24 protein-coding genes are annotated in these 24,911 nt (G+C 69.3%); 11 read left to right on the forward strand and 13 right to left on the reverse strand.

The genetic code is table 11. The features are described from left to right. Positions 1–11 precede the first annotated feature (11 nt). The 6 genes from ACWDZ6_RS22800 to ACWDZ6_RS22825 all read right to left on the reverse strand — a co-directional run bounded on the left by ACWDZ6_RS22800 (position 12) and on the right by ACWDZ6_RS22825 (position 6,234). Positions 12–950, reverse strand: a complete 939-nt coding sequence (locus ACWDZ6_RS22800; protein ID WP_451504295.1) for a hypothetical protein — start codon at positions 948–950, stop codon at positions 12–14. An 84-nt stretch (positions 951–1,034) separates the two neighbouring features. Further along, positions 1,035–2,153: an LOG family protein gene (locus ACWDZ6_RS22805; RefSeq protein ID WP_451504296.1), complete on the reverse strand. Its 1,119-nt coding sequence runs from the start codon at positions 2,151–2,153 to the stop codon at positions 1,035–1,037. A 155-nt stretch (positions 2,154–2,308) separates the two neighbouring features. Then, entirely contained in the window at positions 2,309–3,463 is a 1,155-nt protein-coding gene (locus ACWDZ6_RS22810) for a hypothetical protein (RefSeq protein WP_451504297.1), read from the reverse strand. Next, positions 3,445–4,173 carry an ABC transporter ATP-binding protein gene (locus tag ACWDZ6_RS22815; RefSeq protein WP_326652918.1) on the reverse strand — a complete coding sequence of 243 codons (729 nt, stop codon included), beginning with the start codon at positions 4,171–4,173 and terminating at the stop codon, positions 3,445–3,447. The genes ACWDZ6_RS22810 and ACWDZ6_RS22815 overlap by 19 nt, the downstream gene beginning before the upstream one ends. Before the next feature lie 205 nt (positions 4,174–4,378). Beyond that, positions 4,379–5,758 carry an aspartate aminotransferase family protein gene (locus tag ACWDZ6_RS22820; protein ID WP_366732244.1) on the reverse strand — a complete coding sequence of 460 codons (1,380 nt, stop codon included), beginning with the start codon at positions 5,756–5,758 and terminating at the stop codon, positions 4,379–4,381. Further along, the gene (locus ACWDZ6_RS22825; RefSeq protein ID WP_326652921.1) at positions 5,743–6,234 is read right to left on the reverse strand and encodes an Lrp/AsnC family transcriptional regulator; all 492 of its coding nucleotides are present in this window, start codon (positions 6,232–6,234) and stop codon (positions 5,743–5,745) included. Before ACWDZ6_RS22825 ends, ACWDZ6_RS22820 begins: the two co-directional genes overlap by 16 nt. A 181-nt stretch (positions 6,235–6,415) precedes the next feature. Here ACWDZ6_RS22825 and ACWDZ6_RS22830 point away from each other — a divergent pair, with 181 nt between their 5' ends. Next, a complete protein-coding gene (locus ACWDZ6_RS22830; RefSeq protein ID WP_451504314.1) occupies positions 6,416–7,855 on the forward strand; it encodes a gamma-aminobutyraldehyde dehydrogenase in 1,440 nt (479 codons plus the stop codon). Between the two features lie 102 nt (positions 7,856–7,957). Here ACWDZ6_RS22830 and ACWDZ6_RS22835 read toward each other — a convergent pair whose 3' ends face one another. Together ACWDZ6_RS22835 and ACWDZ6_RS22840 are read right to left on the reverse strand one after the other, a co-directional pair. Further along, the gene (locus tag ACWDZ6_RS22835; protein ID WP_451504298.1) at positions 7,958–8,524 is read right to left on the reverse strand and encodes a TetR/AcrR family transcriptional regulator; all 567 of its coding nucleotides are present in this window, start codon (positions 8,522–8,524) and stop codon (positions 7,958–7,960) included. Continuing rightward, entirely contained in the window at positions 8,521–8,883 is a 363-nt protein-coding gene (locus ACWDZ6_RS22840; RefSeq protein ID WP_451504299.1) for a DUF1304 domain-containing protein, read from the reverse strand. Before ACWDZ6_RS22840 ends, ACWDZ6_RS22835 begins: the two co-directional genes overlap by 4 nt. Positions 8,884–9,128: 245 nt before the next feature. On the opposite strand from ACWDZ6_RS22840, the gene ACWDZ6_RS22845 reads away from it, so the two are divergent. Both ACWDZ6_RS22845 and ACWDZ6_RS22850 read left to right on the forward strand, forming a co-directional pair. Further along, on the forward strand, positions 9,129–10,283 hold the full coding sequence (locus tag ACWDZ6_RS22845) for a polyamine ABC transporter substrate-binding protein (protein WP_451504300.1): 1,155 nt from the start codon (positions 9,129–9,131) through the stop codon (positions 10,281–10,283). Positions 10,284–10,296: 13 nt separating this feature from the next. Further along, positions 10,297–10,827 carry an HXXEE domain-containing protein gene (locus ACWDZ6_RS22850; RefSeq protein WP_451504301.1) on the forward strand — a complete coding sequence of 177 codons (531 nt, stop codon included), beginning with the start codon at positions 10,297–10,299 and terminating at the stop codon, positions 10,825–10,827. Positions 10,828–10,915: 88 nt separating this feature from the next. On the opposite strand, the gene ACWDZ6_RS22855 is transcribed toward ACWDZ6_RS22850, so the two are convergent. From ACWDZ6_RS22855 to ACWDZ6_RS22865, 3 genes are read right to left on the reverse strand one after another with little or no spacing between them, the layout of a single operon-like run. Next, a complete protein-coding gene (locus tag ACWDZ6_RS22855) occupies positions 10,916–11,737 on the reverse strand; it encodes an SAM-dependent methyltransferase (RefSeq protein ID WP_451504315.1) in 822 nt (273 codons plus the stop codon). 13 nt (positions 11,738–11,750) lie between these two features. Further along, positions 11,751–12,464: a glycerophosphodiester phosphodiesterase gene (locus tag ACWDZ6_RS22860; RefSeq protein WP_451504302.1), complete on the reverse strand. Its 714-nt coding sequence runs from the start codon at positions 12,462–12,464 to the stop codon at positions 11,751–11,753. A gap of 20 nt (positions 12,465–12,484) precedes the next feature. Beyond that, positions 12,485–13,510, reverse strand: a complete 1,026-nt coding sequence (locus ACWDZ6_RS22865; protein WP_451504303.1) for an adenosine deaminase — start codon at positions 13,508–13,510, stop codon at positions 12,485–12,487. Between the two features lie 110 nt (positions 13,511–13,620). On the opposite strand from ACWDZ6_RS22865, the gene ACWDZ6_RS22870 reads away from it, so the two are divergent. Continuing rightward, complete coding sequence (locus tag ACWDZ6_RS22870) at positions 13,621–14,349, forward strand: DUF4190 domain-containing protein (RefSeq protein WP_451504304.1); 729 nt, start codon at positions 13,621–13,623, stop codon at positions 14,347–14,349. Here the strand turns inward: ACWDZ6_RS22870 and ACWDZ6_RS22875 are convergent. Further along, a complete protein-coding gene (locus ACWDZ6_RS22875) occupies positions 14,339–14,902 on the reverse strand; it encodes an NADAR family protein (protein WP_451504305.1) in 564 nt (187 codons plus the stop codon). The two genes, ACWDZ6_RS22870 and ACWDZ6_RS22875, sit on opposite strands and share 11 nt — an antisense overlap. Before the next feature lie 177 nt (positions 14,903–15,079). Between ACWDZ6_RS22875 and ACWDZ6_RS22880 the strand changes: the two genes are divergently transcribed. The 7 genes from ACWDZ6_RS22880 to ACWDZ6_RS22910 all read left to right on the forward strand — a co-directional run bounded on the left by ACWDZ6_RS22880 (position 15,080) and on the right by ACWDZ6_RS22910 (position 24,279). Continuing rightward, entirely contained in the window at positions 15,080–16,594 is a 1,515-nt protein-coding gene (locus tag ACWDZ6_RS22880) for a gamma-aminobutyraldehyde dehydrogenase (RefSeq protein ID WP_326652931.1), read from the forward strand. Positions 16,595–16,665: 71 nt separating this feature from the next. Next, a complete protein-coding gene (locus ACWDZ6_RS22885) occupies positions 16,666–17,913 on the forward strand; it encodes an ABC transporter substrate-binding protein (RefSeq protein ID WP_326652932.1) in 1,248 nt (415 codons plus the stop codon). Between the two features lie 38 nt (positions 17,914–17,951). Continuing rightward, on the forward strand, positions 17,952–19,103 hold the full coding sequence (locus tag ACWDZ6_RS22890) for an ABC transporter ATP-binding protein (RefSeq protein ID WP_451504306.1): 1,152 nt from the start codon (positions 17,952–17,954) through the stop codon (positions 19,101–19,103). Beyond that, positions 19,100–20,026 carry an ABC transporter permease gene (locus ACWDZ6_RS22895; protein ID WP_326652934.1) on the forward strand — a complete coding sequence of 309 codons (927 nt, stop codon included), beginning with the start codon at positions 19,100–19,102 and terminating at the stop codon, positions 20,024–20,026. The genes ACWDZ6_RS22890 and ACWDZ6_RS22895 overlap by 4 nt, the downstream gene beginning before the upstream one ends. Next, on the forward strand, positions 20,026–20,823 hold the full coding sequence (locus ACWDZ6_RS22900) for an ABC transporter permease (protein ID WP_351455421.1): 798 nt from the start codon (positions 20,026–20,028) through the stop codon (positions 20,821–20,823). The genes ACWDZ6_RS22895 and ACWDZ6_RS22900 overlap by 1 nt, the downstream gene beginning before the upstream one ends. Before the next feature lie 20 nt (positions 20,824–20,843). Continuing rightward, entirely contained in the window at positions 20,844–22,256 is a 1,413-nt protein-coding gene (locus ACWDZ6_RS22905; protein WP_451504307.1) for an NAD(P)/FAD-dependent oxidoreductase, read from the forward strand. Between the two features lie 238 nt (positions 22,257–22,494). Continuing rightward, positions 22,495–24,279: a chitinase gene (locus ACWDZ6_RS22910; protein WP_451504316.1), complete on the forward strand. Its 1,785-nt coding sequence runs from the start codon at positions 22,495–22,497 to the stop codon at positions 24,277–24,279. On the opposite strand, the gene ACWDZ6_RS22915 is transcribed toward ACWDZ6_RS22910, so the two are convergent. Further along, positions 24,230–24,775, reverse strand: coding sequence for a phosphatase PAP2 family protein (locus tag ACWDZ6_RS22915; RefSeq protein ID WP_451504308.1), 546 nt, complete (start codon positions 24,773–24,775; stop codon positions 24,230–24,232). The genes ACWDZ6_RS22910 and ACWDZ6_RS22915 overlap by 50 nt on opposite strands. Between the last annotated feature and the right edge of the window lie 136 nt (positions 24,776–24,911).

Genomic DNA, 24,911 nt, shown 5'->3' on the forward strand with positions numbered 1-24,911 from the left:
GGACGGGGCCCCTAGCGGGCAGGGGCGAGCTCCTCAGGACGTGGCTCCGGCGACCCCGGCTCCGATTCCGACCCCGGCTCCGTGCCGTGCGCCTCCGGCGCGCCGAACCAGGCCACCGCGACCGCGCCCGCCACCGCCAGTACGAAGCCGAGGATCGCCATCCAGGCGAAGCCGGCACGTGAGGAGTCGCCCAGCCACAGCACGCCGATCATGCCCGGCAGTACGGTCTCGCCGACGACCAGCGCGGCCGTGGCGCCGTTCACCGAACCGATCTGCAGCGCGACGGTGTGCAGATACATCCCGCCGATACCCGCCACGAGAATCGCGTACAGCGCCGGGTCCGAGAGCAGGGCGCCCAGGTCGAAGGGGTCGACGCCGTTCAGTACCCGTACGCCGACGCCGAGCGCGCCGAAGCCGAGGCCCGAGAGCAGACCCGCGAGGATCGCGGCGCGCGCGCCCAGGAGACGTACGACAACGGTGCCGCCGGCCATCAGCAGCAACGAGATCGCCAGCAGCCACCAGTGGGTGGCGATCGGGGTGTGGCCGCTCCCCTCCGGACCCGCGGCGGTGGCCAGCAGCACCAGGGCGGAGCAGACAACGCCGATGGACGTCCACTCGGCGCGGGTCAGCCGGATGCCCAGCAGCCTGACGCTCAGCACCGCCGTGATCACCAGATTGGCGCTGATGACGGTCTGGGAGAGGAAGAGCGGAAGCAGGCGCGCGGCGAGTGCGCCGAGGCCGAACCCGACGAAGTCCAGGATGGTGCCGACGATGAACTCCCAGGTCATCGCGGCCTTGGCGGTCGAGGACAGGCTCGGTCCGCCGTGCTGGGTGACTCCGGCCTCGGCCGCTTCACGCCGGGCGGACTTGCGGGAGCCCACGGCTTGGAGCACCGACCCCGTGCCGTAACAGATCGAGGCCGCGACAGCGGTCAGTAGGCCGATCAGCACCAGGGGCTCCGTTCACGTGGGGTCAGTCCAACTCCGGCTGGATAACCAGACGTGTCTGCGGCCTCTGAAGTTGCTTCTTGCGGCCTACTCGCCGCTGGTCAGCAGCTTCAACGCCGCCGGAGCCTCGTCGACGGAGTCCACAAGCGCGATACGGGACTCCATCGAGCGGCCCGCCGCGAGGGACTGGAGCAGCGGCCAGGTGGGCAGCCGCTCAGTCCAGTGCACGCGGTCGACGAGGACCATCGGGGTGGGTTCGCCGCGGGACTCGTAGTAGTTCGGGGTCGCGTTGTCGAAGATCTCCTGGACCGTGCCGGCGGCGCCGGGCAGGAAGATCACGCCCGCGTTGGAGCGGGCGAGGAGGCCGTCTTCGCGGGTGGCGTTGGCGAAGTACTTGGCGATGTGTTCGGCGAAGGCGTTCGGCGGCTCGTGGCCGTAGAACCAGGTGGGGATGCCGACCGAGTCGCCGCCGCCGGGCCAGCGGTCGCGCACCTCGAAGGCGGCGGCGGCCCAGTCGGAGATCGACGGCGTGAACGAGGGGGCCTTGGCGAGGAGTTCGAGCGCCTCGGCGAGCATCTCGTCGGGATGCGGAGCGGCGTACGCACCGAGGTTCGCGGCCTCCATGGCGCCGGGGCCGCCGCCGGTCGCGACGGTGAACCCGGCACGGGCCAGGGCCTGGCCGAGGCGGGCGGCACCGGCGTAGGCGTCCGTGCCGCGCCCCATCGCGTGGCCGCCCATCACGCCCACGACGCGGGCGTCGACGAGGAGTTCGTCCAGGGCGTCGGAGATCGCGTCGTCGTGGATGGAGCGAAGCATCGAGGCGAAGATGTCGCCGTCGGCCTTCGTCTCCTGGAACCAGGCGTAGGCACGTGCGTCCGGGGTGGCGGCGTAACCGCCGGTGGTAAGGCCTTCGAAGAGTTCGCCGGGGGAGTAGAGGAGCCCGCGGTACGGGTCGAACGGCAGGTCCGGGACGGGCGGGAAGACGAGCGCGCCGTCGGCACGGACCTTGGCGGCGGCGTCGGGCCGCATGGTGCAACCCAGGAACATGGCGCCGGTGGTGGCGGTGGAGAGCAGGGCCGAGGTGCGGTCGGTGAGGTCGACGGACTGGACGCGGTGTCCGACGAGGGAGCCGCGGGTGACGACGTCGTCGAACTCGTCGAGGGACTCGATCTCCCGGTCGCTGTGGTGCCGGTCTCCAGTGGCCATGCGGACACGATAGGCGCTGTGGCCGGGGGCCCGTGGGGGCGGGGGTGGGCCGGGCGGGTGTTCCCACCCCGCCCCCGCTCCTGCTTCGACACGCGAGGCTCCGCACCCCCCGTACGCCCCGCAGTGCGCAGAAGCCGAGGCCCGCCCCGTCGTCCTCAGGCCGAGAAAGGAAGCGTCGCCAGGGCCGCGACCCCCCACGTCAGTGGGGCGAAGACCGTCAGCAGGGTTGCCGCGCGGATGGCCGTCGCGTTGCGGAGGGTTGCCGTGGGGGTGCCGAGACGGCGGAGTGACTTCGTCGTGTCGGCGCGGGCCTGTTTGGCCTCCAGGGCCGCGGTGATCAGCGTCGCCGTCGTGCACGTCATCACCAGGACCGCGCCCAGGCCGGTCAGCGGCCCGAAGGGGTGCGGGCCCGTGTCCTGGAGGGTCGAGGCCGCGATCGCTGCCGAGGCCACCGCGCACACCACGCCCAGCGGGCGGCCGATGCGGCCGGACTCCTCCATCAGGACGCGGCCGGCCAGCAGACGGGTCGCACCGGGGCGGACGGACTGCAGGACGTGGCCGCAGAAGCGGGTGATGCCCGGGCCCGCCAGGGCGAGGCCCAGCGCGGTGAGCGCCCAGCCCACGAGAACGCCCGACGAGCTGCCGTCGAACTGGCCCGGGAGAGGGAGCGGCGAGCGCGGCGTGCCGCGGCTCGCGTACGTCTCGACGGCGAGGCCCGCCGCGATCAGCGCGACGCCCCACGGCAGACCCGTCGGCGCGGGGGCCGGGGCGTCCGGCGCCTCGGGCTCGGCACCCGGCTTGACGCGCCGCGGCCGCAGCGCCACCGCCGCGGCCGCCGTGGACGCGAGCGGCACCAGTGCGAGCAACGTCAGCGCGGCCGCCAGCGGCAGCGGCCGGCCCGCGGCGAGCACCTCGGCCCCCGCGCCGTCGAACGGAAGGCCCGTCAGATCGCCCCGCAGATGGAGGAAGAGGAGCAGGGCGACGGCGCTGCCGAGCGTTCCGGCGACGGCGGTGGAGACCGCCGCCAGTACGCCGAGGCGGGCGGGACCGAGACCGACCGCGGAGAGGCCGGCACGCGGGCGCGTGCTCGGGTCCGTACGGGCCACCGCCACCGCGAAGTGCACCGTCGCGGCCAGCGGGATCAGGCACCAGAGCAGGCGCAGTCCTGAGCCGGAGTCCGTGGGGTGGGCCAGCGCGTATGACAGCGTGCACAGCAGCAGGAAGCCCACGCCCCCCGATGCCGCTGCCACCATCAGCCGGCGCAGCAGGACCAGCGGGTGCGTGCCGCGGGCTAGACGGAAAGCGAGCACTCGGCTCTGCCTTCCGCGTCGGCGGTCGCGAGCGAGTTCACGCGCCGGCCGTCGACGAGCGTGAGCGAACGGTCCGCGAGCATCGCCAACTCCTCGTCGTGTGTGGCCAGTACGACGGTGATCCGGTGGGAGCGGGCCGCGGCCGTCAAGGTGCGCAGCACCTGTGCCCGGTCCGCGCGGTGCAGCGTCGCCGTCGGCTCGTCCGCGAAGATCACCGATGGAGTGGCGACCAGCGCCCGCGCGACGGCGACCCGCTGGCGCTGCGCCTGGAGCAGCGCATGCGGCCGCAGACGGGCGCACGCGCCGATGTCGAGCCGGTCCAGCCACTCCATGGCGGTGGTCTTCGCGCCACGGCGCGAGGAGCCGCGGAGCAGCAACGGCAGCGCGGCGTTCTCCCAGGCGTTCAGCTCCGGGACGAGCGTGGCCTCGGGGTCGATCCAGCCGAATCGGTCGCGCCGCAGCCGTTCGCGCTGGAGCGGGCTCATCGTGTGCACGGGGGAGCTGTTGAACCACACCTCGCCCTGCTGCGGGACGAGCTGGCCGGACAGACAGCGCAGCAGTGTGGTCTTGCCGCTGCCGCGCGGGCCGCACACGGCGAGGATCTCGCCGTCCCGTACGCCCAGCGAGACGCCGACGAGCGCGGGCGAGCTCCTGTGGGAGTGGCGCAGGGAACGCGCCCAGAGCACATCGTTGTCCGGCGGGGCCACCATGACGTACACCTCGGTTCTGATCAGATTTCCCTTCCCCCGTACGGGGGAACGAAGACAGGGCCGATCGGTCACTCGGCACGCTAAGGATTCAGAACCGGGGTGTCGGGAAGCACGCGGCCCGGGCGCACCCCATCTCACTCGGACGGCCGAATGAATGGCGGCCGAGTGGGAGTCGGGTGCCCCGGGCCGTACGAGGCCGGTGAGGCTAGAGCTTCGTCCAGGCCTCCGTGAGGACGCTGCGCAGAATGCCCTCGATCTCGTCGAACGTCTGCTGGTTGGAGATCAGCGGCGGCGCCAGCTGGACGACCGGGTCGCCACGGTCGTCGGCGCGGCAGTACAGGCCGTTGTCGTAGAGCGCCTTCGAGAGGAAGCCGTAGAGCACGCGCTCGGTCTCCTCATCGGTGAAGGTCTCCTTGGTGACCTTGTCCTTCACCAGCTCGATTCCGTAGAAGAAGCCGTTGCCGCGGACGTCTCCGACGATCGGCAGGTCGTGCAGCTTCTGCAGCGTGGAGAGGAACGCGCCCTCGTTGTCGAGGACGTGCTGGTTGAGGCCTTCCTTCTCGAAGATGTCGAGGTTCGCCAGGCCCACCGCCGCGGAGACCGGGTGGCCGCCGAAGGTGTAGCCGTGCAGGAAGGTGTTGTCGCCCTTGTAGAAAGGCTCGGCGAGGCGGTCGGAGATGATGCACGCGCCGATCGGGGAGTAGCCCGAGGTCATGCCCTTGGCGCAGGTGATCATGTCCGGCACGTAGCCGAACTTGTCGCAGGCGAACATCGTGCCGAGACGGCCGAAGGCGCAGATGACCTCGTCCGAGACGAGCAGCACGTCGTACTCGTCGCAGATCTCGCGGACGCGCTGGAAGTACCCGGGCGGCGGCGGGAAGCAGCCGCCGGCGTTCTGGACCGGCTCGAGGAAGACCGCCGCGACGGTCTCGGGGCCCTCGAAGAGAATCTGCTGCTCGATCTGGTCGGCGGCCCAGCGGCCGAAGGCCTCGGGGTCGTCGCCGTAGATCGGCGCACGGTAGATGTTGGTGTTCGGCACCTTGCGCGCGCCGGGAACCAGCGGCTCGAAGGGGGCCTTGAGAGCCGGCAGGCCGGTGATGGAGAGGGCGCCCTGCGGGGTGCCGTGGTAGGCGACCGCGCGCGAGATGACCTTGTACTTGGTGTGCTTGCCCTGCAGCTTGAAGTACTGCTTGGCGAGCTTCCAGGCGGTCTCGACCGCCTCGCCGCCACCGGTGGTGAAGAAGACCTTGTTGAGGTCGCCGGGGGCGTGCTGTGCCAGCCGCTCGGCCAGCTCGACCGCCTTGGGGTGGGCGTACGACCACACGGGGAAGAAGGCGAGCTCCTGAGCCTGCTTGTACGCGGCCTCGGCGAGCTCGTGCCGGCCGTGGCCGGCGTTGACCACGAAGAGACCGGAGAGGCCGTCGAGGTAGCGCTTGCCCTTGTCGTCGTAGATGTAGGTGCCCTCGCCACGCACGATGGTGGGCACGGGTGCGTTCTCGTACGACGACATGCGGGTGAAGTGCATCCACAAGTGGTCGTAGGCGGTCTTGGAGAGGTCCTTGCTCACGGCTATCGGGTTCCCCACATATAGGTCTGCTTCTTCAGCTTGAGATAGACGAAGCTCTCGGTGGAGCGCACGCCGGGGAGCGCGCGGATCCGCTTGTTGATCACTTCGAGCAGGTGGTCGTCGTCCTCGCAGACGATCTCCACCATCAGGTCGAAGGAGCCCGCGGTCATGACCACGTACTCGCATTCGGCCATGGCGGTCAGCGCGTCCGCGATCGGGTCGACGTCGCCCTCGACCGTGATGCCGACCATCGCCTGCCGTCGCAGACCCACGGTGAGCGGGTCGGTGACGGCGACGATCTGCATCACGCCCTGGTCGAGCAGCTTCTGGACGCGCTGACGCACGGCCGCTTCGGAGAGACCGACGGCCTTGCCTATCGCGGCATACGGGCGGCGCCCGTCCTCCTGGAGTTGCTCGATGATCGCGAGGGAGACGGCGTCGATCGTCGGGGACGATCCGTTCCCGTTCCTGGACTCTGCGCTACGACTGGCCACGGGCTCACTCTGGCACCGCGTCCGTCTGTCTGGCAAGCCCTCAGCGATGAAATTCGTTGTTCAAGCGTCCGAATCTAACTGAATCCGAAGTTGGGGAGGGTCGGGTCTGTCGAAAGCGTCGGCTGAGCGACTAGGGTTGGTGGTCTCACCCATCGGACATCTGACAGGAGGGGTGGCAACAGTGACCACCGAGCTGCGTCGTCTGCGCAACTACATCAACGGGGAGTTCCGGGACGCTGCCGACGGGCGGACGATCGAGGTCATCAACCCGGCCACGGGTGACGTGTACGCAACGTCTCCGCTCTCCGGGCAGGCCGATGTCGATGCCGCCATGGACGCTGCCGCGGCCGCCTTCCCCGCCTGGCGCGACACCACCCCGGCCGAGCGTCAGAAGGTACTGCTGAAGATCGCGGATGCCTTCGAGGAGCGGGCCGAGGACCTGATCGCGGCCGAGTCGGAGAACACGGGCAAGCCGCTGGAGCTGACCCGTACCGAAGAGATCCCGCCCATGGTGGACCAGATCCGCTTCTTCGCGGGCGCGGCGCGGATGCTCGAGGGCCGCTCGGCCGGCGAGTACATGGAGGGCTTCACCTCCATCGTCCGGCGTGAGCCGGTCGGCGTCTGCGCGCAGGTCGCGCCGTGGAACTACCCGATGATGATGGCCGTCTGGAAGTTCGCGCCGGCACTGGCGGCGGGCAACACCGTCGTCATCAAGCCGTCCGACACGACGCCCGCGTCGACCGTGCTGATCGCCGAGATCATCGGCTCGATCGTGCCCAAGGGCGTCTTCAACGTCATCTGCGGCGACCGGGAGACCGGCCGCGCGATGGTCGAGCACCCGACCCCGGCGATGGCCTCCATCACCGGTTCCGTACGGGCGGGCATGCAGGTCGCCGCGTCCGCGGCCAAGGACGTCAAGCGCGTTCACCTGGAGCTGGGCGGCAAGGCGCCGGTCGTCGTCTTCGAGGACACCGACATCCCCAAGGCCGTCGAGGACATCGCGGTGGCGGGCTACTTCAACGCCGGCCAGGACTGCACGGCCGCGACGCGTGTCCTCGTGCACGAGTCGATCCACGACGAGTTCGTGTCGGCGCTGGCGAAGGCCGCCGCCGACACCAAGACGGGTGCGGCGGACGACGCCGATGTGCTGTACGGCCCGCTCAACAACGCCAACCAGCTGGCGCAGGTGTCCGGCTTCATCGACCGGCTGCCGGCGCACGCCAAGGTCGAGGCGGGCGGTCACCGGGTCGGCGACAAGGGCTACTTCTACGCCCCGACCGTCGTCTCCGGGCTGAAGCAGGACGACGAGATCATCCAGAACGAGGTCTTCGGCCCGGTCATCACCGTCCAGTCCTTCACGGACGAGGCGCAGGCGCTGGAGTGGGCGAACGGCGTGGAGTTCGCGCTGGCCTCTTCGGTGTGGACCAAGGACCATGCCCGGGCGATGCGGATGTCCAAGGCGATGGACTTCGGCTGTGTGTGGATCAACACCCACATCCCGCTGGTCGCGGAGATGCCGCACGGCGGCTTCAAGAAGTCGGGCTACGGCAAGGACCTGTCGGCGTACGGCTTCGACGACTACACGCGCATCAAGCACGTGATGACGTCGCTCGGCGGCTGACATCTGCCGCTGCGCGGCGGCAGCTCCGGCGCCGCGGCGCAATGAGTACGGGGCGCGGGACATTTCCCGCGCCCCGTACTCATGCCGTCCCGTGCTGCCTTCTTATGCCGTCGGTGTGCGGTGCAGGGCCAGCAGCAGGCGCCAGACCTGGGCCGTCATGACCTCGGGAGTCGCGTCGATCAGGCCGTGGAGCCAGTCCGCCAGGACACCCGCGAAGGCGGCCGCCACCGCGGAGGCGATCAGGTCGGGTGCCGGCGCACCGGCCAACTCCCTTTCTCTGCGGCTGCGTTCGCGCAGTTCACGGTGGAGCAGATCGCCCAGCGGGCCGCTGCCGCCCTCGCGCAGCAGGGTCCGGTAGAGCGGTGCGTGTGGCGTCAGGCCGGTGAAGAAAGCCGTCAGCGCGGGTGGCGGAGCGGCCGGGTCCGGAGTGCCGCGCCAGGCGTGGAGGGCCTCCACCGCCTCCCGTACGACCTCCGCGCACGCGTCGACCGCGAGCGCCTGCAGATCCGTGTAGTGCAGATAGAACGTGGCCCGGCCCAGACCCGCCCTGCGCACCAGCGCCGCGACGCTGACCTCTTCGAGCGGGCGCTCGGCGCACTCATCGAGCAGCGCCGCACGCAGCCTGGCGCGGGTGCGCTCCGCCCGCGGATCGCCGGTCGCCGCGCTCATCCGGCCACCAGGACCGCGGCCAGCGCGAGGACGCCCGGAAGTGCCTGCGCCACAAGGATGCGGCGGTTCGCGGTGATGCCGCCGTAGACACCGGCGACGACCACGCAGCTCAGGAAGAAGACCTGTACCCGGTATCCCGTCGGGTCCGCGGCTATCAGGCCCCAGACCAGGCCGGCGGCGAGGAAGCCGTTGTACAGGCCCTGGTTCGCGGCGAGCGGGGCGGTCACGCGGGCCATCTCCGCGTCGAAGCCGGAGAGTTCGCGGCCCGGCTTGCGCTGCCACAGGAACATCTCCAGAACCAGGATGTATGCGTGGAGCGCGGCCACCAGGCCGACCAGGACATGGGCGGTTGTGTTCATGAGCGACTCTTCCCGTGACTTCGTGACTTCGTGACATCGTGACTTCGTGACTTCGTGACTTCTTGGCTTTGCGGCTTCGCGGCTTCGCGGGTCCAACTTTGTGTACAGGTGTCCAATAAGTATAGACACATGTCCAAGATCGACAGGGTGTCGGGCAGGGCTCGTACGGATCGACGCAGCGTCCATTGCCGCGGCCACATACCGCCCGGCATGCTGCGAACGTGCCCGCGAACCGGATGAACCCCATGTCAAGGCGGTCCCTGCTGCTCGGCCTCGCCGCCGGCGCCGCACTCACCGGCTGCGGGGTGCCCGCGGCGTACGTACAGCCCGGGGACCGCGCCCGGCGCGATGTCTCGCAGCGCGACAGGAGCGTCGACTTCGCCAACTGGCCGCTCTACATCGACACCGACGACGAGGACACCTCCAAGCGGCCCACCCTCGACTCCTTCACCGAGCGCACCGGGATCTCGGTCCGTTACACGGAGGAGATCAACGACAACGACGAGTTCTTCGGCAAGGTCAGCCCCGCGCTGATGAACCACCAGGAGACCGGCCGGGACCTGATCGTCGTCAGCGACTGGATGGCGGCCCGGTTCGTACGGCTCGGCTGGGTGCAGGAGATGGACCGGAAAAAGCAGCCCAATGTCGCCAAGTACCTCGATCCGCAGCTGCGTTCGCCGGCCTTCGACGAGGGCAGGCTGCACAGCGTCCCCTGGCAGTCGGGGATCACCGGCATTGCGTACAACCGCAAGAAGCTCGGCCGCGAGATCAGGCACACCAGTGATCTGTGGGCGGCCGATCTGAGCGGCCGGGTCACGCTCCTCTCCGGGCTCGACGAATCCTTCGCCCTGCTGATGCAGGGCAACGGCGTGGACATCACCCGCTGGAGCGCGGACGACTTCCACGAGCTCTGTGAGCAGGTGGAGAAGCTGGTGAAGCGGAAACACATCAGGCGCTTCACCGGCAACGACTACATCAAGGACCTCTCCACCGGTGACGTACTGGCCTGTCAGGCGTACTCCGGCGATGTCATCCAGCTCCAGGCGGACAACCCGGACATCGAGTTCGTGGTGCCGCAGGAGGGCGCGGAGCTGTGGGCGGAGAGTCTGATGATCCCCAACCTCGCCCGGCACAAGCGCAACGCCGAGGCACTCGTCGACCACTACTACGAGCCGGAGGTCGCGGCGGAGCTCGCGGCCTGGGTCAACTACGTCTGCCCGGTGCCGGCCGCCCGCGACGTACTGGCCTCGTCGAAGGACGAGGAGACGGCCGCGCTCGCAGAGGACTCTCTGATCTTTCCGGACGACGCGATGCGCAAGCGTCTCGCGATCGCGCGCGAAATTACTTCCGAGGAGCGCCCGCTCTTCGCGAAGCGGTGGAATGCGATCGTCGGGCTGTAGCAGACTCGTGATCATGAACGATGATCACGTGAACTCCGCGGTGACGTACGGTCTGTTCGCCGCCTGGCTGCTGCACGACGCCGAAGAGCTGGCGGCCGGTCCGCGCTGGATACGGGAGAACGTGCCCGTACTGCGCAAACGCTTCCCGGGCGTTCCCGAGCGCATATGGCGTGCCATGGAGACCGTCGACGAGCGCGAATTCGCCGTCGCCGTCGGGGTGATGGGCGCGATTGTCGCCTCGGCCGCGGTCTCGGGCCGGCGCTCCCAGGGCCGGTCCGCCTTCTACCAGGGAGCCCTGAACGGTTTCGGGCTGCACGGCCTTGTCCATCTCGCCCAGGCCGCTGCGGTACGCGGCTGCACGCCGGGCTCGGCGACCTCGCCGCTGATCGTGGTGCCGTTCACGCTCTGGGCGCGTGGCCGGCTGCGGCGCGCGGGTGTGCTCAGGCCCGCGCGGGCGCGCGACGCGGCGGCCGGTCTGGCGCTGGCCGCGGGCGCCACGATCGTCTCGCACGCGATCGCCCGCAGCGTCACCCGGGGCCGGTAAAGGGCGCGTAGACCCGGGCGTACCGTGCGGATATGGGCGAGCGAAGAGCCCTCTTGCGGCGCATACGCCTGCGGTTCAACCTCCGGTTCTACGGCTTGCGGCCCACCGCGCCGAACTGCGCCACCTGAGGCATCTCGTCCTCGGTCTCCGGATCGTGGCGCCAGCGGGCGCACGACACGATGCCCGGCTCAAGGACCTCCAGACCGTCGAGGAACGAGGCGAACTCCGCGCGGCTGCGGGCCGTGATCGGCGGCGTGGCGTTCTCGTTCCAGAACCGCATCGCCGCGGCATTGCCCTCGCCGCCCAGCTCCAGTGTCGGATGGGTGAGCACCAGATGGCTGCCGGACGGTACGGCGTCCATCAGCTGCCGCACGATCGACCGGGCCTTGCCGGTGTCCAGTACGAAGTTCAGGATGCCCAGCATCATCACTGCCACCGGCTGTCCCAGATCCAGCATCGGCTCGACGGCGCGGAGGATCCGGTCGGGGTGGTGGGCGTCCGCGTCGATGTACTCGGTCGCGCCCTCCGGGGAACTGGTGAGCAGAGCGCGCGCGTGCGCCAACACGATCGGATCGTTGTCGACGTAGACGATCCGCGCGTCGGGGGCGATCTGCTGCGCCACCTCATGGGTGTTCTCGACCGTGGGCAGGCCGGTGCCGATGTCCAGGAACTGCCGTATGCCCGCCTCGCCGGCCAGGTGGCGCACGGCGCGGCCGAGGAACGCGCGGTCCGCGCGTGCCACCTCGCCGATGCTCGGGTACATCCCGGTGACCTGGTCGCCGACCGCGCGGTCGACCGCGTAGTTGTCCTTGCCGCCCAGCCAGTGGTTCCAGACTCTGGCATTGTGCGCTACGTCGGTGCGGATCCTGTCGGTCACGTGTCGCTCCTCGGCCGGCTGCGGGGGGTCCATCATGCCGGACGGATCAAGGTCCTTTGCCGGCGGGGGAGTTGAGCCGTGGGGAGAGTACGCGGTGCAGCGCGTCCACGCGATTGGTGGTGATCGAGTCCACGCCGTACCGGACGAGGCGGCGCATCGTGCGGCGGGTGTCGGCCGTCCAGGCGGAGACCAGCATCCCGTCCCGGTGGAGACGGTCCGTCAACTCCTCGCCGATCAGGCCGAAACGGTAGTTGAGCCAGCGCGGTCTCACGGTCTCGAGCAGCGCCGGGCGCGGCGGGGCCGGCGTCGTCCAGGTCATCGCGATCTCGGCCGACGGATCGGCGGCGCGGACCGCGAGCATGGTGGTGGGGCCCGCGCAGTAGTACACCCGCTCGTCCGCCCCGCATTCGTGGACGGTGGAGACCACCGTCCGTACCGACTCCTTTGAGGCCCCGGGCAGGTCGATCATCACGAGGTGGTCGTCGCCGACCGCGAGCAGCGCCTCGCGCAGGGTCGGCACTCCGCCGTCGGTCAGCTCGTGCAGTTCCTTCGCCGTGAGACCGGCGAGCGGCCGGTCGTGCCCCCACAGGCGCTTCAGCGAGTCGTCGTGCAGCAGCACGGGCACGCCGTCACGGGTGAGGCGTGCATCGATCTCCACCGCGTCCGCGCCCCGCTCGATGGCCGAGCGGAGCGAGGGGAGGGTGTTCTCACGGACGCGGTAGGGATCACCGCGATGGCCCACCACACGGACAGCGCGCATGGGGCCATTGTCGGTGCCGGTCAGCGGGCGAGCCAGGCGGCGGTGTACGAGTCGATCTCCGCGAGGATCCGGGCCTTGCCGGCTTCGTCGAGGAAGGACGCCTCCACGGCGTTCTTGGCGAGGCCGGCGAGGCCGCGCTCGTCCAGCTCCAGCAGCCGTGCGGCGACCCCGTATTCGCTGTTGAGGTCACAGCCGAACATCGGCGGGTCGTCGCTGTTGATCGTCACCAGCACACCGGCCGCGACCATCTCCTTGATCGGGTGCTGGTCGAGGTCGGCGACGGCGCGGGTCGCGATGTTCGAGGTGGGGCAGACCTCCAGCGGAATCCGGTGCTCGGCGAGGTACGCCAGCAGCGCCGGATCCTGCGTGGCGCTGGTGCCGTGGCCGATGCGCTCGGCGCCCAGCTCGTTCAGCGCGTCCCAGATGGTCTGCGGGCCGGTCGTCTCACCGGCGTGCGGCACGGAGTGCAGGCCGGCGGCGATGGCCCGGTCGAAGTACGGCTTGAACTGCGGCCGCTCCACGCCGATCTCGGGGCCGCCCAGACCGAAGGAGACCAGGCCCTCGGGGCGCAGATCCACCGCGAGGCGGGCCGTCTCCTCCGCGGCCTCGAGTCCGGCCTCGCCGGGAATGTCGAAACACCAGCGCAGCAGGACACCGAGCTCGGCCTCGGCCGCCTTGCGGGCGTCCTCGATCGCCACCATGAAGGCCTTCTCGTCGATGCCGCGACGGGTCGAACTGAACGGCGTGATGGTCAGCTCGGCGTAGCGGATGTTCTGCCGGGCCATGTCCCGGGCGATCTCGAAGGTGAGCAGCCGTACGTCCTCAGGGGTGCGGATCAGATCCACCACCGAGAGATAGACCTCGATGAAGTGCGCGAAGTCGGTGAAGGTGAAGTAGTCGGCGAGTGCCTCGGGATCGGTGGGGACTTTGGAGTCCGGGTGGCGGGCCGCCAGCTCGGCGACGATGCGCGGCGAGGCCGAGCCGACATGGTGAACGTGCAGTTCCGCCTTGGGAAGCCCCGCGATGAAGGGGTGCAGATCGGTCATCGGGGTCCTCCGTGTGCAATGGGCCGCTCGGGTCAGGGATCATCGTAGGCCGCCCGTTCGAGGACTGTGCGAAGGCCGTAGCATGACGGCGAATCACGATGGGGGAGAACATGTCTGACAACCAGGCCCAGCCGCCCGGTGCGCCCGAGCCGCGCGACCGTGACCCGTGGGCTCCGCCGGAGAGCAGCCCGGCACAGAACCCCGTGCCGCTGGAAAAGCCCGCCGCCACCGCGAATCCGTCGGCCCCGCCGCTGCACAACCAGCCGACGGTCACCTCGATGCCCGGCGTCACACCCGCTGCCGAGGCAGGCGCGGTGCCGCCGCCCCCGATAGCGCCGGGCGGACCGGCCCAGCCCGCCGCGGGCCCCTACGGCTATCCCGCCGCTCCGAGCATCCCGCAGCCCACCCCGGGTGTCGGTGATCCGTACGGCGGCTACCCCGGCTATCCCGGATACCAGGCCTACGGCCAGAACGCCTGGCAGAGCGGCCCGGCGAACGGCATGGGCATCGCCGCGATGGTGCTCGGCATCCTCTCCGTCTGTCTGTTCTGCCTCTACGGCGTGGTCGGGGTGGTGCTGGGTGTGCTCGCCCTGATCTTCGGCATCCTCGGCAGGAAGCGGGCCCAGCGCGGCGAAGCCACCAACGCCGGCATGGCCCTGGCCGGCATCATCCTCGGCTCCATCGGGATCGTCATCGGCCTCATCGTCATCGGCCTGCTGGCCTGGGGGCTCACCGAGGCCATCAAGAACGACCGGGACAAGGAAGACGTCTACGACGACTACTCCAACTCCCTGGTGATCGACAACGCGCTGCCGGCGATCGACGGCGTCAGGCGCTAGCCGCGCCCGCGCCCGCCCGCAACTCCTCGCGCGCCTCCATCAGCGCGAACCCCAGCAGATTGAGCCCGCGCCAGCGCGCGGGATCCTGCGCCCGTTCGTCGTCCGCGGCCAGCCCGATGCCCCAGATCCGGTCAACCGGGCTGGCCTCGACGAGTACCCGGTCGCCTGTGGCCAGCAGAAAGTCGCGCAGCTCGGCGTCCTGACCGAACTTGTGCACACTGCCCGAGCGCACGATGGCGAACCGCTCGCGCTTCCATATCGCGTCGTCGAAACCGCGCACCAGCCGTCCGGCCCTCTTCGCCTCCGCAGGCGTGCGCGCCTCCAGCGCCCGCTGCTCCGCGTCCGCGTCGCCGAAGAGCCGCGCCTTGGACGCCATCATCCAGTGCTCGGCGGTGGCGTACCGAACGCCTTCGACCACGAAGAGTGACGGCCACCACTGGCTGAGACAGCTCGCGCCGATGCTTCCGTCGCGGCGCGGCGCATGCCCCCAGAACTGCAGATACTTGATTCTGTCCCCGTCGCTGATCCGCTTGAACAGCTCATCCGTCCCCATGCACGCGAGTCTGGCAGCCACCACTGACACTCCGTACGGGGATAGGAGGGTCGACGCGACACATGGTCGACCGATTCCGTCGCGTAACCAAAAGGCAACAACGGAATCACTTGTTGGGTGGGTCACCCTCTGCCAGGATCGGCAGTCAACTGAAGCTGGAACGACGGAGTGAGTTTTATGGACGACCGCTTCCAGGTGCAGGACCGCTACGCGGACGGCGCACAGTTCATCGGCGGGCGGCTGCGGCCCGGCACCTCAGGACATACGCAGGACATCGTGAACCCGGCGACCGGAGAGCCGGTCCACAGCTACGAGCTGGCAGGGGCCGCCGATGTCGATGCGGCCGTGGCCGCCGCCGGAGCGGCCTTCCCCGCCTGGGCCGGCGCCACCCCGGGCGAGCGCTCCGACGCCCTGCACCGCTTCGCGTCCGTGCTCGCCGGCCAGGCGGACGATTTCGCGCACGCCGAGTCGCTGCAGTGCGGCAAGCCCATCAGGCTCAGCACCGAGTTCGACGTGCCCGGCACCATCGACAACACCGCCTTCTTCGCCGGCGCCGCCCGCCATCTCCAAGGGCAGTCCGCGGGCGAGTACAGCGGTGACCACACCTCGTACGTACGCCGCGAAGCGATCGGCGTCGTCGGCTCCATCGCGCCCTGGAACTACCCGCTCCAGATGGCCGCCTGGAAGGTCCTGCCGGCCATCGCGGCGGGCAACACCATTGTGCTGAAGCCCGCCGAGATCACCCCGCTCACCTCCCTGATGTTCGCCGAGGCGGCGAAGGAGGCCGGGATTCCCGACGGCGTCGTCAATGTCGTCAACGGCGCGGGACGGGAAGCGGGCGAACACCTGGTGGGCCACCCGGACGTCGTCATGACCTCCTTCACCGGCTCCACCCCGGTCGGCAGGCGCGTCGCCGAGATCGCCACCGCCACCGTCAAGCGCCTCCACCTCGAACTGGGCGGCAAGGCTCCCTTCGTCGTCTTCGACGACGCCGACCTCGAGGCCGCGGTCAACGGAGCGGTCGCCGGCTCGCTCATCAACTCCGGCCAGGACTGCACGGCCGCCACCCGCGCCTACGTCCAGCGGCCCCTGTACGACGCCTTCGTCGCCGGAGTCGCCGATCTGATGGCGACCGTCCGCCTCGGCGACCCCTTCGACCCGTCGACCGACCTCGGCCCGCTCGTCTCGCACCTCCAGCGAGACCGGGTCGCCGGCTTCGTCGACCGGGCGCGCTCGTACGCCACCGTCGTCACCGGCGGCGAAGCGCCCCAGGGCGAACTGAAGAGCGGCGCGTACTACCGCCCCACGCTCGTCGCGGGCGCCGCCCAGGACAGCGAGATCGTCCAGTCCGAGATCTTCGGCCCGGTCCTGGTCGTGCTGCCCTTCGACTCCGACGACGAAGGCATCGCGCTGGCCAACGACACCCCCTACGGCCTCGCCGCCTCCGCCTGGAGCCGCGACGTCTTCCGCGCGAACCGCGCCACCCGCGAGATCAAGGCGGGCTGCGTCTGGGTCAACGACCACATCCCGATCATCAGCGAGATGCCGCACGGCGGCTACAAGGCCTCCGGCTTCGGGAAGGACATGTCGGCGTATTCCTTCGAGGAGTACACGCAGGTCAAGCATGTGATGTACGACAACACGGCGGTGGTCAGGAAGGACTGGCACCGCACGATCTTCGGGGACCGATAGCTCACCATCCGTTTGCGGCACCGCCGCACGGCCGTCCGACGAGCGGCCACCATCCCGAAAGGGCACAGCGCATGGAGCACAACGAGCCCGACCGCCTCTCCGCGGCCCAACTGGCCGCCATGCGGCGAAGCTTGGCGAACGGGCGAGGCGCACTCTCCCGTCGTTCGCTGCTTCGCGCGTCGGGCGTCGGCGCGCTTGCGGTCGGCGGCGCCGGCATATTGAGCGGCTGTGGGATCCCGCCCGCCAAGCGGGAGCCCGGAGCCGCCACCTCGGACGACCACTCGGACCAGGAGAAGCTGATCAACTTCTCCAACTGGACCGAGTACATCGACATCAGCGAGGACGAGAAGAGCCGTCCCACTCTGGCGCAGTTCACCAAGCGCACCGGGATCAAGGTCAAGTACACCGAGGACATCAACGACAACGTCGAGTTCTTCGGCAAGATCCAGCCCCAGCTCGCCGCGGGACAGGACACCGGCCGCGACCTGATCAATGTGACCGACTGGCTTGCCGCCCGGATGATCCGGCTCGGCTGGGTGCAGAAGCTCGACGCGTCGCTCCTCCCGCACGCGTACGCCAACCTCTCGCCCCAGTTCCGCAGCCCGGACTGGGACCCGGGGCGCGCCTACTCCTACCCCTGGACCGGAATTCCGGCTGTCATCGCCTACAACGTCAAGGCGACCGGCGGCCGCAAGGTCGACTCCGTCACCCAGCTGCTGGACGACCCCACCCTCAAGGGCCGGGTCAGCTTCCTCACCGAGATGCGCGACACGGTCGGCCTCACCCTGCTCGACATGGGCAAGGATCCCGCCAAGGTCAACGACGCCGACTACGACGCCGCTATCAACCGGCTCCAGAAGGGCGTCGACAAGAAGCAGATCCGCCGCTTCACCGGTAACGACTACACCTCGGACCTCGACAAGGGCGATATCGCCGCCTGTGTCGCCTGGGCCGGTGACCTGATCCAGCTCCAGGTCGACAACCCGGACATCAAGTTCGCGATTCCGGCCGCCGGCTATATGACGGCCACCGACAATCTGCTGGTCCCAGCGCATGCCCGGCACCAGAAGAACGCCACCCGGCTGATCGACTACTACTACGAACTGCCTGTCGCGGCCCAGCTCGCCGCGTACATCAACTATGTGACCCCGGTCGCCGGCGTCGGCCCGGAGCTCGCGAAGATCGACCCGGAGCTGGCCAAGAATCCGCTGATCATCCCGGACGCGGCCATGGCGGCCAAGTCCCACTCCTTCCGCTCGCTCTCCTCCAAGGAAGAGACGGCGTACGAAGAGAAGTTCGCCAAGCTCATCGGCGCCTGACCTCCCCTGTTCCCTTCGACACACCGGGACCGCGACCCATGACCGAAAAGACAGAAGGCGGCGACGTCCGCCTCTCCGGGATCAGCAAGACCTATGGCTCCTTCACGGCCGTCCACCCGCTGGACCTGACCGTCCCGCAGGGCTCCTTCTTCGCTCTGCTCGGCGCCTCCGGCTGCGGGAAGACCACCACTCTGCGGATGATCGCCGGACTGGAGGACCCGAGCACCGGGAGCGTCTTCCTCGGCGGCAAGGACGTCACCGACCTGCCGCCGTACAAGCGCCCGGTCAACACCGTCTTCCAGTCGTACGCGCTCTTCCCGCACCTCGACATCTACGAGAACGTCGCCTTCGGGCTGCGTCGCCGCGGCGTCAAGTCGGTGAAGAAGCAGGTCGGCGACATGCTCGACCTCGTTGAGCTGGGTGACTTCGCCAAGCGCAAGCCGCACCAGCTCTCCGGTGGCCAGCAACAGCGTGTTGCGGTCGCCCGCGCGCTCATCAACCACCCGCAGGTGCTGCTCCTCGACGAGCCGCTCGGCGCCCTCGACCTGAAGCTGCGCCGCCAGATGCAGCTGGAGCTCAAGCGCATCCAGACCGAGGTCGGCATCACGTTCGTCCATGTCACCCACGACCAGGAAGAGGCCATGACCATGGCCGACACCATCGCGGTGATGAACGGCGGACGGGTCGAACAGCTCGGCGCACCTGCGGAGCTCTACGAGAACCCGCAGACCACCTTTGTCGCCAACTTCCTGGGCACCTCCAACCTCATCGAGGCCGAGGTCGCCCAGAACAGCGGCGGCGAAGTCGTTGTCACGGCCGTGGGTGCCAAGCTGCGGCTGCCCTCCGAACGCTGTGCCACCCAGCCCCGGACCGGCGGAAAGCTGCTGGTCGGCGTGCGCCCGGAGAAGATCTCGCTGGCGCACGCGGACGACGCGGGCACGATAGCCGACGGCCGCAACCGGTTCACCGGGAAGATCGCCGACTCCAGCTTCATCGGCGTCTCCACGCAGTTCGTCATCGACAGCCCGGTCTGTCCGGAGCTCGAGGTGTACGTACAGAACATCGAGCGGGACCCGCGCCTGGTCCCCGGTGCCGAGGTCGTCCTGCACTGGAACCCCGAGCACACCTTCGGTCTCGACGCGGCCCAGGACATCGACGCCGGTGTGGAGACGGTGGAGGAGACGCCATGACCGTCACCGAGGCACCGCCCGCCGCGCCCGCCTCCGAGCCGGTCGTCCACAAACAGCCCGCGCGCCGGAAGCTGATCCCCTACTGGCTGCTGCTGCCCGGCATTCTGTGGCTGGTCGTCTTCTTCGCGCTGCCGATGGTCTACCAGGCCTCGACCTCCGTACAGACGGGCTCGCTGGAAGAGGGCTTCAAGGTCACCTGGCACTTCCAGACCTATTGGGACGCGCTCACCGAGTACTACCCGCAGTTCCTGCGCTCGGTGCTGTACGCCGGCACGGCCACGATCCTGTGTCTGCTGCTCGGCTACCCGCTCGCGTATCTGATCGCGTTCAAGGCGGGCCGCTGGCGCAATCTGCTGCTGGTCCTGGTCATCGCGCCGTTCTTCACCAGTTTCCTGATCCGTACGCTCGCCTGGAAGACGATCCTCGCGGACGGCGGACCGGTGGTGAACGTCCTGGACAGCGTCGGCTTCCTCGACGTCACCAGCTGGCTCGGCATGACCGAGGGGAACCGGCTGCTCGCCACCCCGCTCGCGGTGGTCTGCGGTCTCACCTACAACTTCCTGCCGTTCATGATCCTGCCGCTGTACACCTCGCTGGAGCGGATCGACCCGCGGCTCCACGAGGCGGCGGGAGACCTGTACGCGAAGGGGTCCACCACCTTCCGCAAGGTGACCTTCCCGCTGTCCATGCCGGGCGTCGTCTCCGGAACGCTGCTGACCTTCATCCCGGCCAGCGGCGACTACGTCAACGCCGAACTGCTCGGCTCCACGGACACCAAGATGGTCGGCAACGTCATCCAGTCGCAGTTCCTGAGGGTGCTCGACTATCCGACCGCGGCCGCGCTGTCCTTCATTCTCATGGCGGTCGTGCTGATCATGGTCACCGTCTACATCCGCCGGGCCGGGACGGAGGATCTCGTCTGATGCGCTGGATACGACACCACCTCGTGGTCATCGCGGGACTGCTCACGCTCGCGTACATGATCCTTCCGAACATCGTCGTGATGGTGTTCTCGTTCAACAAGCCGGCCGGCCGCTTCAACTACGCCTGGCAGGAGTTCTCCACCGACGCCTGGAAGGACCCGTGCGGCGTCGCCGACATGTGCGGCTCGCTCTCGCTCTCCCTCCAGATCGCCCTCTGGGCGACGATCGGTTCCACCGTCCTCGGCTCGATGATCGCCTTCGCGCTGGTCCGCTACCGCTTCAGGGCGCGTGGCGCGATCAACTCACTGATCTTCCTTCCGATGGCGATGCCCGAGGTGGTCATGGCCGCCTCACTGCTCACGCTCTTCCTCAACCTGGGCGCGGAGCTGGGCTTCTGGACCATCCTCATTGCGCACACCATGTTCTGCCTGAGTTTTGTGGTGGTGGCGGTCAAGGCGCGTGTGCTGTCGATGGACCCACGGCTCGAAGAGGCGGCCCGCGACCTCTACGCCGGACCTGTGCAGACATTCGTACGGGTCACGCTGCCGATCGCCGCTCCCGGCATCGCCGCCGGTGCGATGCTCGCGTTCGCGCTCTCGTTCGACGACTTCATCATCACCAACTTCAACTCGGGCAACACCGTCACCTTCCCCATGTTCGTGTGGGGCTCGGCCCAGCGCGGTACCCCCGTCCAGATCAACGTCATCGGCACGGCCATGTTCGTCATCGCCGTACTGATCGTGGTCGCCGGCCAGTTCATCAGCGGCCGGCGGAAGAACAGCGCACTGCCCAAGTAGCCCCTGAAGGAGTGGAAACCATGGCCCCAGCTGCCATGACCTTTGCCTCATCACTCTCCGACGCCCAGCCCGTCCCGTTCTGGCTGGACCACCCCGCAAAGCCGGGAGCACTCCCCGCCCTCACCGGCGACGAGCACTGCGATCTCCTCGTCGTCGGCGGCGGCTACAGCGGACTGTGGACCGCGCTGCTGGCCAAGGAGCGGGACCCCGGGCGGGATGTCGTACTGATCGAGGGGCGCGAGGTGGGCTGGGCCGCCTCGGGCCGCAACGGCGGCTTCTGCGCCGCCTCCCTCACCCACGGCCTCGGCAACGGACTCGCCCGCTGGCCCGGTGAGCTGGCCGAGCTCGAGGAGCTCGGCAACCGCAATCTCGACGCCATCGAGGCAGCGGTTGCCGGCTACGGCATCGACTGCGACTTCGAGCGCACCGGTGAGATCGACGTCGCGACCGAGCCGCACCAGCTCGAAGAGCTCCAGGAGATGTACGAGCAGGCGGCCGGGCTGGGCTTCACCGGCCTCGAACTCCTCGACCAGGGCGCGCTGCGCGCCGAGGTGAACTCCCCGACCTTCCTCGGCGGGCTCTGGGACCGTCGCGGCGTCGCCATGCTGCACCCCGCGAAGCTCGCCTGGGGCCTGAAGCAGGCCTGCATGGACCTCGGCGTACGTGTCTACGAGAACACCCGCGGCCTGGACCTCACCGCGTCCGGCGCCGGCATGGCGGTCCGCACCCCGTACGGCCGGGTCTTCGCCCGCCGTGTCGCCCTCGGTACGAACGTCTTCCCGTCGCTGGTCAAGCGGGTGCGCCCGTACACCGTCCCGGTCTACGACTACGCGTTGATGACCGAACCGCTCAGCGCGGAACAGCTCGACGCGATCGGCTGGAAGCGGCGGCAGGGACTCGGCGACAGCGCGAACCAGTTCCACTACTTCCGGATCACCGCCGACCACCGCATTCTGTGGGGCGGCTACGACGCGATCTATCCGTACGGCGGCAGGGTCAGCGCCGAAATGGACCACCGGCCGGCGACCTATCTCAAGCTCGCCGAACACTTCTTCCGCTGCTTCCCGCAGCTGGAGGGGCTGCGCTTCAGCCATGCCTGGGGCGGCGCGATCGACACCTGCTCACGCTTCTCCGCATTCTTCGGCACGGCGCACGGGGGCAAGGTCGCCTATGCCGCCGGGTACACCGGACTAGGCGTCGGAGCCACCCGCTTCGGCGGGGATGTCATGCTCGACCTCCTCTCCGGCGAGCGGACCGAGCGCACCCAGCTGCAGATGGTGCGCAGCAAGCCGCTGCCGTTCCCGCCCGAGCCCGTGGCCTGGGCCGGCATCGGACTCACCAAATGGGCGCTGGCCAGGGCGGATGCCAACGGGGGCCGCCGCAATATGTGGCTTCGGGTGATGGACAAGCTCGGCCTCGGCTTCGACAGCTAGGGCCCGGGACGGGGGCGGGCGATCCTTCGCCTCCGGAGCCGGAGCGGCCATGCGTGATGCGCGATGCGCGGGGCCGGGGTCGCGCGTGACGGCCACCGGGATCGCGTGTGACGGCGGCGGGTGAGGGCCGGAGCGGCGCCAGAGGTCTTGACAAGCGCATTGGTCTGGACCAAGTTGTGGCGCGCTCCCCCCTCCATTTCCCCCATGCCCGGAGGCAGTTGTGGACCGCACCAGACTCATGGCCGCCCTTTCGGCGGCCGCCCTCGTCCTCGGCGGACTTGTCGCCACGGCAACGTCCGCCGGAGCGGCCGACGCCGAACTCGCCCGCAACGGCGGCTTCGAGACCGGCCTCACCGGCTGGAGCTGTACGGCGGGCAGCGGTGTGGTCGTCAACTCACCGGCCCACAGCGGAAGTTCCGCGCTCAAGGCCACCCCCGCGGGCAATGACAACGCCAAGTGCAGCCAGACGGTCACCGTCAAGCCGAACTCCGACTACACGCTCAGCGGCTGGGTCCAGGGCAGTTACGTCTACCTCGGCGCCTCCGGCACCGGCACCACCGACGTCTCCACCTGGACCTCCTCGGCGCCCGGCTGGCAGCGGCTGACGACCACGTTCCGCACGGGCGCGTCGACCACCTCGGTCACGATCTACACCCACGGCTGGTACGGCACCCCCGCCTACTACGCCGACGATCTCTCGCTGCTCGGTCCGGGCGGCGACCCGGTCCAGATGCCTGCCGCCCCCACCGGCCTGTCCGCCGGCGCCCCCGGCTCCACCTCCGTGCCGCTGACCTGGTCCGCATCCTCGCGCGCCACCTCGTACAACGTCTACCGCGACGGCGCCAAGGTCCTTGGTGTCAGCGGGACCTCGGCCACCGTCACCGGTCTCGCCCCCTCCACCGCGTACACCTTCCAGGTCTCCGCGGCCAACGAGGCAGGCGAGTCCGCGAAGTCGTCGGCGGTCACCGCGACCACCACGGCGGGTGGCGGCGGAAGTGGCGGCGAACTCCCCGCCCATGCCCTTGTCGGCTATCTGCACGCCGGCTTCGCCAACGGCTCCGGCTACACCCGCATGGCCGATGTGCCCGACTCCTGGGATGTCATCAACCTGGCGTTCGGCGAGCCGACTTCGGTCACCTCGGGCGATATCCGCTTCAGTCTCTGCCCGGCCGCCGAATGCCCGAACGTCGAGTCCGCCGCCGACTTCAAGGCGGCCGTCAAGGCCAAGCAGGCCGCGGGCAAGAAGGTCCTGATCTCGATCGGCGGCCAGAACGGCCAGGTACAGCTCTCCACCACGGCCGCCCGTGACACCTTCGTCTCCTCCGTCTCGAAGATCATCGACGAGTACGGGCTCGACGGCCTGGACATCGACTTCGAGGGCCACTCCCTCTCCCTGAACACCGGCGACACGGACTTCCGCTCGCCGACCTCGCCCGTGATCGTCAATCTGATCTCGGCGGTCAAGACCCTGAAGGCCAAGTACGGCTCGAAGTTCGTCCTCACGATGGCCCCGGAGACATTCTTCGTGCAGCTCGGCTACCAGTACTACGGCTCGGGCCCCTGGGGCGGCCAGGACCCGCGCGCCGGCGCGTACCTCCCGGTCATTCACGCGCTGCGCGACGACCTCACCCTGCTGCATGTCCAGGACTACAACTCGGGCTCGATCATGGGCCTGGACAACCAGTACCACTCCATGGGCGGCGCGGACTTCCACATCGCCATGACCGACATGCTGCTGACCGGCTTCCCGGTCGCCGGCGACACCACCAGGGTCTTCCCCGCCCTGCGCCCGGACCAGGTGGCCATCGGCCTGCCCGCCTCCACCCAGGCGGGCAACGGCCACACCGCGCCCGCCGAGGTGAACAAGGCGCTGGACTGCCTCACCAAGAAGACCAACTGCGGCTCGTACCAGACCCACGGCACCTGGCCGGCGCTGCGCGGCCTGATGACCTGGTCGATCAACTGGGACCGCTTCAACCAGTGGGAGTTCTCGAAGAACTTCGACGCGTATTTCGGAGGCTGAACGGGAGCAGCAGCATCCCGCAGAGGCACCAGCTGCCGACGACGTCCAGCGGCCAGTGATAGCCGCGCAGGACGAGTCCGATGCCCGTCGCCAGTGTGAGCACCAGGGCGGCGGGCATCGCCCATCGGCGCTTCAGATACGGGGTGAGGAGCAGCGCGGCGCCGCAGTAGGCCACCATCGCGGTCGCCGTATGACCGGACGGGTAGAAGCCGCCCGCCTCGGTGAGCGGACCCCGACGGTCGATCACCGCCTTCAGCGGCGAGACGAGCGCGGGGACCATGACCATGGCGAGGACGGTGTACAGCACCGCCAAGCGCCGGCCGCGCCACAGGGCGTACGCGACGGCGGCGGCCAGAACGGGGAGCGCGACCCCCACCTCGCCCAGGTCGGCGAGCGGATCGGTCAGAGTGCCGGGCGCCTGGCCGACGATCCGCAGTTCCACCCGCTCGTCGAGGGACCGCAGCGGACCATCGGCAGCCACCTGCCAGGTGATCACGGCGAAGAGAACGGCACACAACGCCAGAAGAACCGACGGGGCCACAAAAGGAGAAGTCGGCCGCCTCGGAACAGGGGGGGTGGTTCCGAGGCGGCCGACTGGACCGGTTTGCCGCGCGTCCCGGGGGGTCTGGGAC

Source organism: Streptomyces sp. NPDC002926 (assembly GCF_053591755.1).

What these genes read in the sequence shown, in the direction of transcription:
- ACWDZ6_RS22805 (WP_451504296.1), bottom strand. Translation starts at nt 2,153, where the DNA reads ATGGCCACTGGAGACCGGCACCACAGCGACCGGGAGATCGAGTCCCTC.
- ACWDZ6_RS22815 (WP_326652918.1), bottom strand. Translation starts at nt 4,173, where the DNA reads ATGGTGGCCCCGCCGGACAACGATGTGCTCTGGGCGCGTTCCCTGCGC.
- ACWDZ6_RS22835 (WP_451504298.1), bottom strand. Translation starts at nt 8,524, where the DNA reads ATGAGCGCGGCGACCGGCGATCCGCGGGCGGAGCGCACCCGCGCCAGG.
- ACWDZ6_RS22840 (WP_451504299.1), bottom strand. Translation starts at nt 8,883, where the DNA reads ATGAACACAACCGCCCATGTCCTGGTCGGCCTGGTGGCCGCGCTCCAC.
- ACWDZ6_RS22845 (WP_451504300.1), top strand. Translation starts at nt 9,129, where the DNA reads ATGTCAAGGCGGTCCCTGCTGCTCGGCCTCGCCGCCGGCGCCGCACTC.
- ACWDZ6_RS22850 (WP_451504301.1), top strand. Translation starts at nt 10,297, where the DNA reads ATGAACGATGATCACGTGAACTCCGCGGTGACGTACGGTCTGTTCGCC.
- ACWDZ6_RS22855 (WP_451504315.1), bottom strand. Translation starts at nt 11,737, where the DNA reads ATGGACCCCCCGCAGCCGGCCGAGGAGCGACACGTGACCGACAGGATC.
- ACWDZ6_RS22860 (WP_451504302.1), bottom strand. Translation starts at nt 12,464, where the DNA reads ATGCGCGCTGTCCGTGTGGTGGGCCATCGCGGTGATCCCTACCGCGTC.
- ACWDZ6_RS22865 (WP_451504303.1), bottom strand. Translation starts at nt 13,510, where the DNA reads ATGACCGATCTGCACCCCTTCATCGCGGGGCTTCCCAAGGCGGAACTG.
- ACWDZ6_RS22870 (WP_451504304.1), top strand. Translation starts at nt 13,621, where the DNA reads ATGTCTGACAACCAGGCCCAGCCGCCCGGTGCGCCCGAGCCGCGCGAC.
- ACWDZ6_RS22875 (WP_451504305.1), bottom strand. Translation starts at nt 14,902, where the DNA reads ATGGGGACGGATGAGCTGTTCAAGCGGATCAGCGACGGGGACAGAATC.
- ACWDZ6_RS22880 (WP_326652931.1), top strand. Translation starts at nt 15,080, where the DNA reads ATGGACGACCGCTTCCAGGTGCAGGACCGCTACGCGGACGGCGCACAG.
- ACWDZ6_RS22885 (WP_326652932.1), top strand. Translation starts at nt 16,666, where the DNA reads ATGGAGCACAACGAGCCCGACCGCCTCTCCGCGGCCCAACTGGCCGCC.
- ACWDZ6_RS22890 (WP_451504306.1), top strand. Translation starts at nt 17,952, where the DNA reads ATGACCGAAAAGACAGAAGGCGGCGACGTCCGCCTCTCCGGGATCAGC.
- ACWDZ6_RS22895 (WP_326652934.1), top strand. Translation starts at nt 19,100, where the DNA reads ATGACCGTCACCGAGGCACCGCCCGCCGCGCCCGCCTCCGAGCCGGTC.
- ACWDZ6_RS22900 (WP_351455421.1), top strand. Translation starts at nt 20,026, where the DNA reads ATGCGCTGGATACGACACCACCTCGTGGTCATCGCGGGACTGCTCACG.
- ACWDZ6_RS22905 (WP_451504307.1), top strand. Translation starts at nt 20,844, where the DNA reads ATGGCCCCAGCTGCCATGACCTTTGCCTCATCACTCTCCGACGCCCAG.
- ACWDZ6_RS22910 (WP_451504316.1), top strand. Translation starts at nt 22,495, where the DNA reads ATGGCCGCCCTTTCGGCGGCCGCCCTCGTCCTCGGCGGACTTGTCGCC.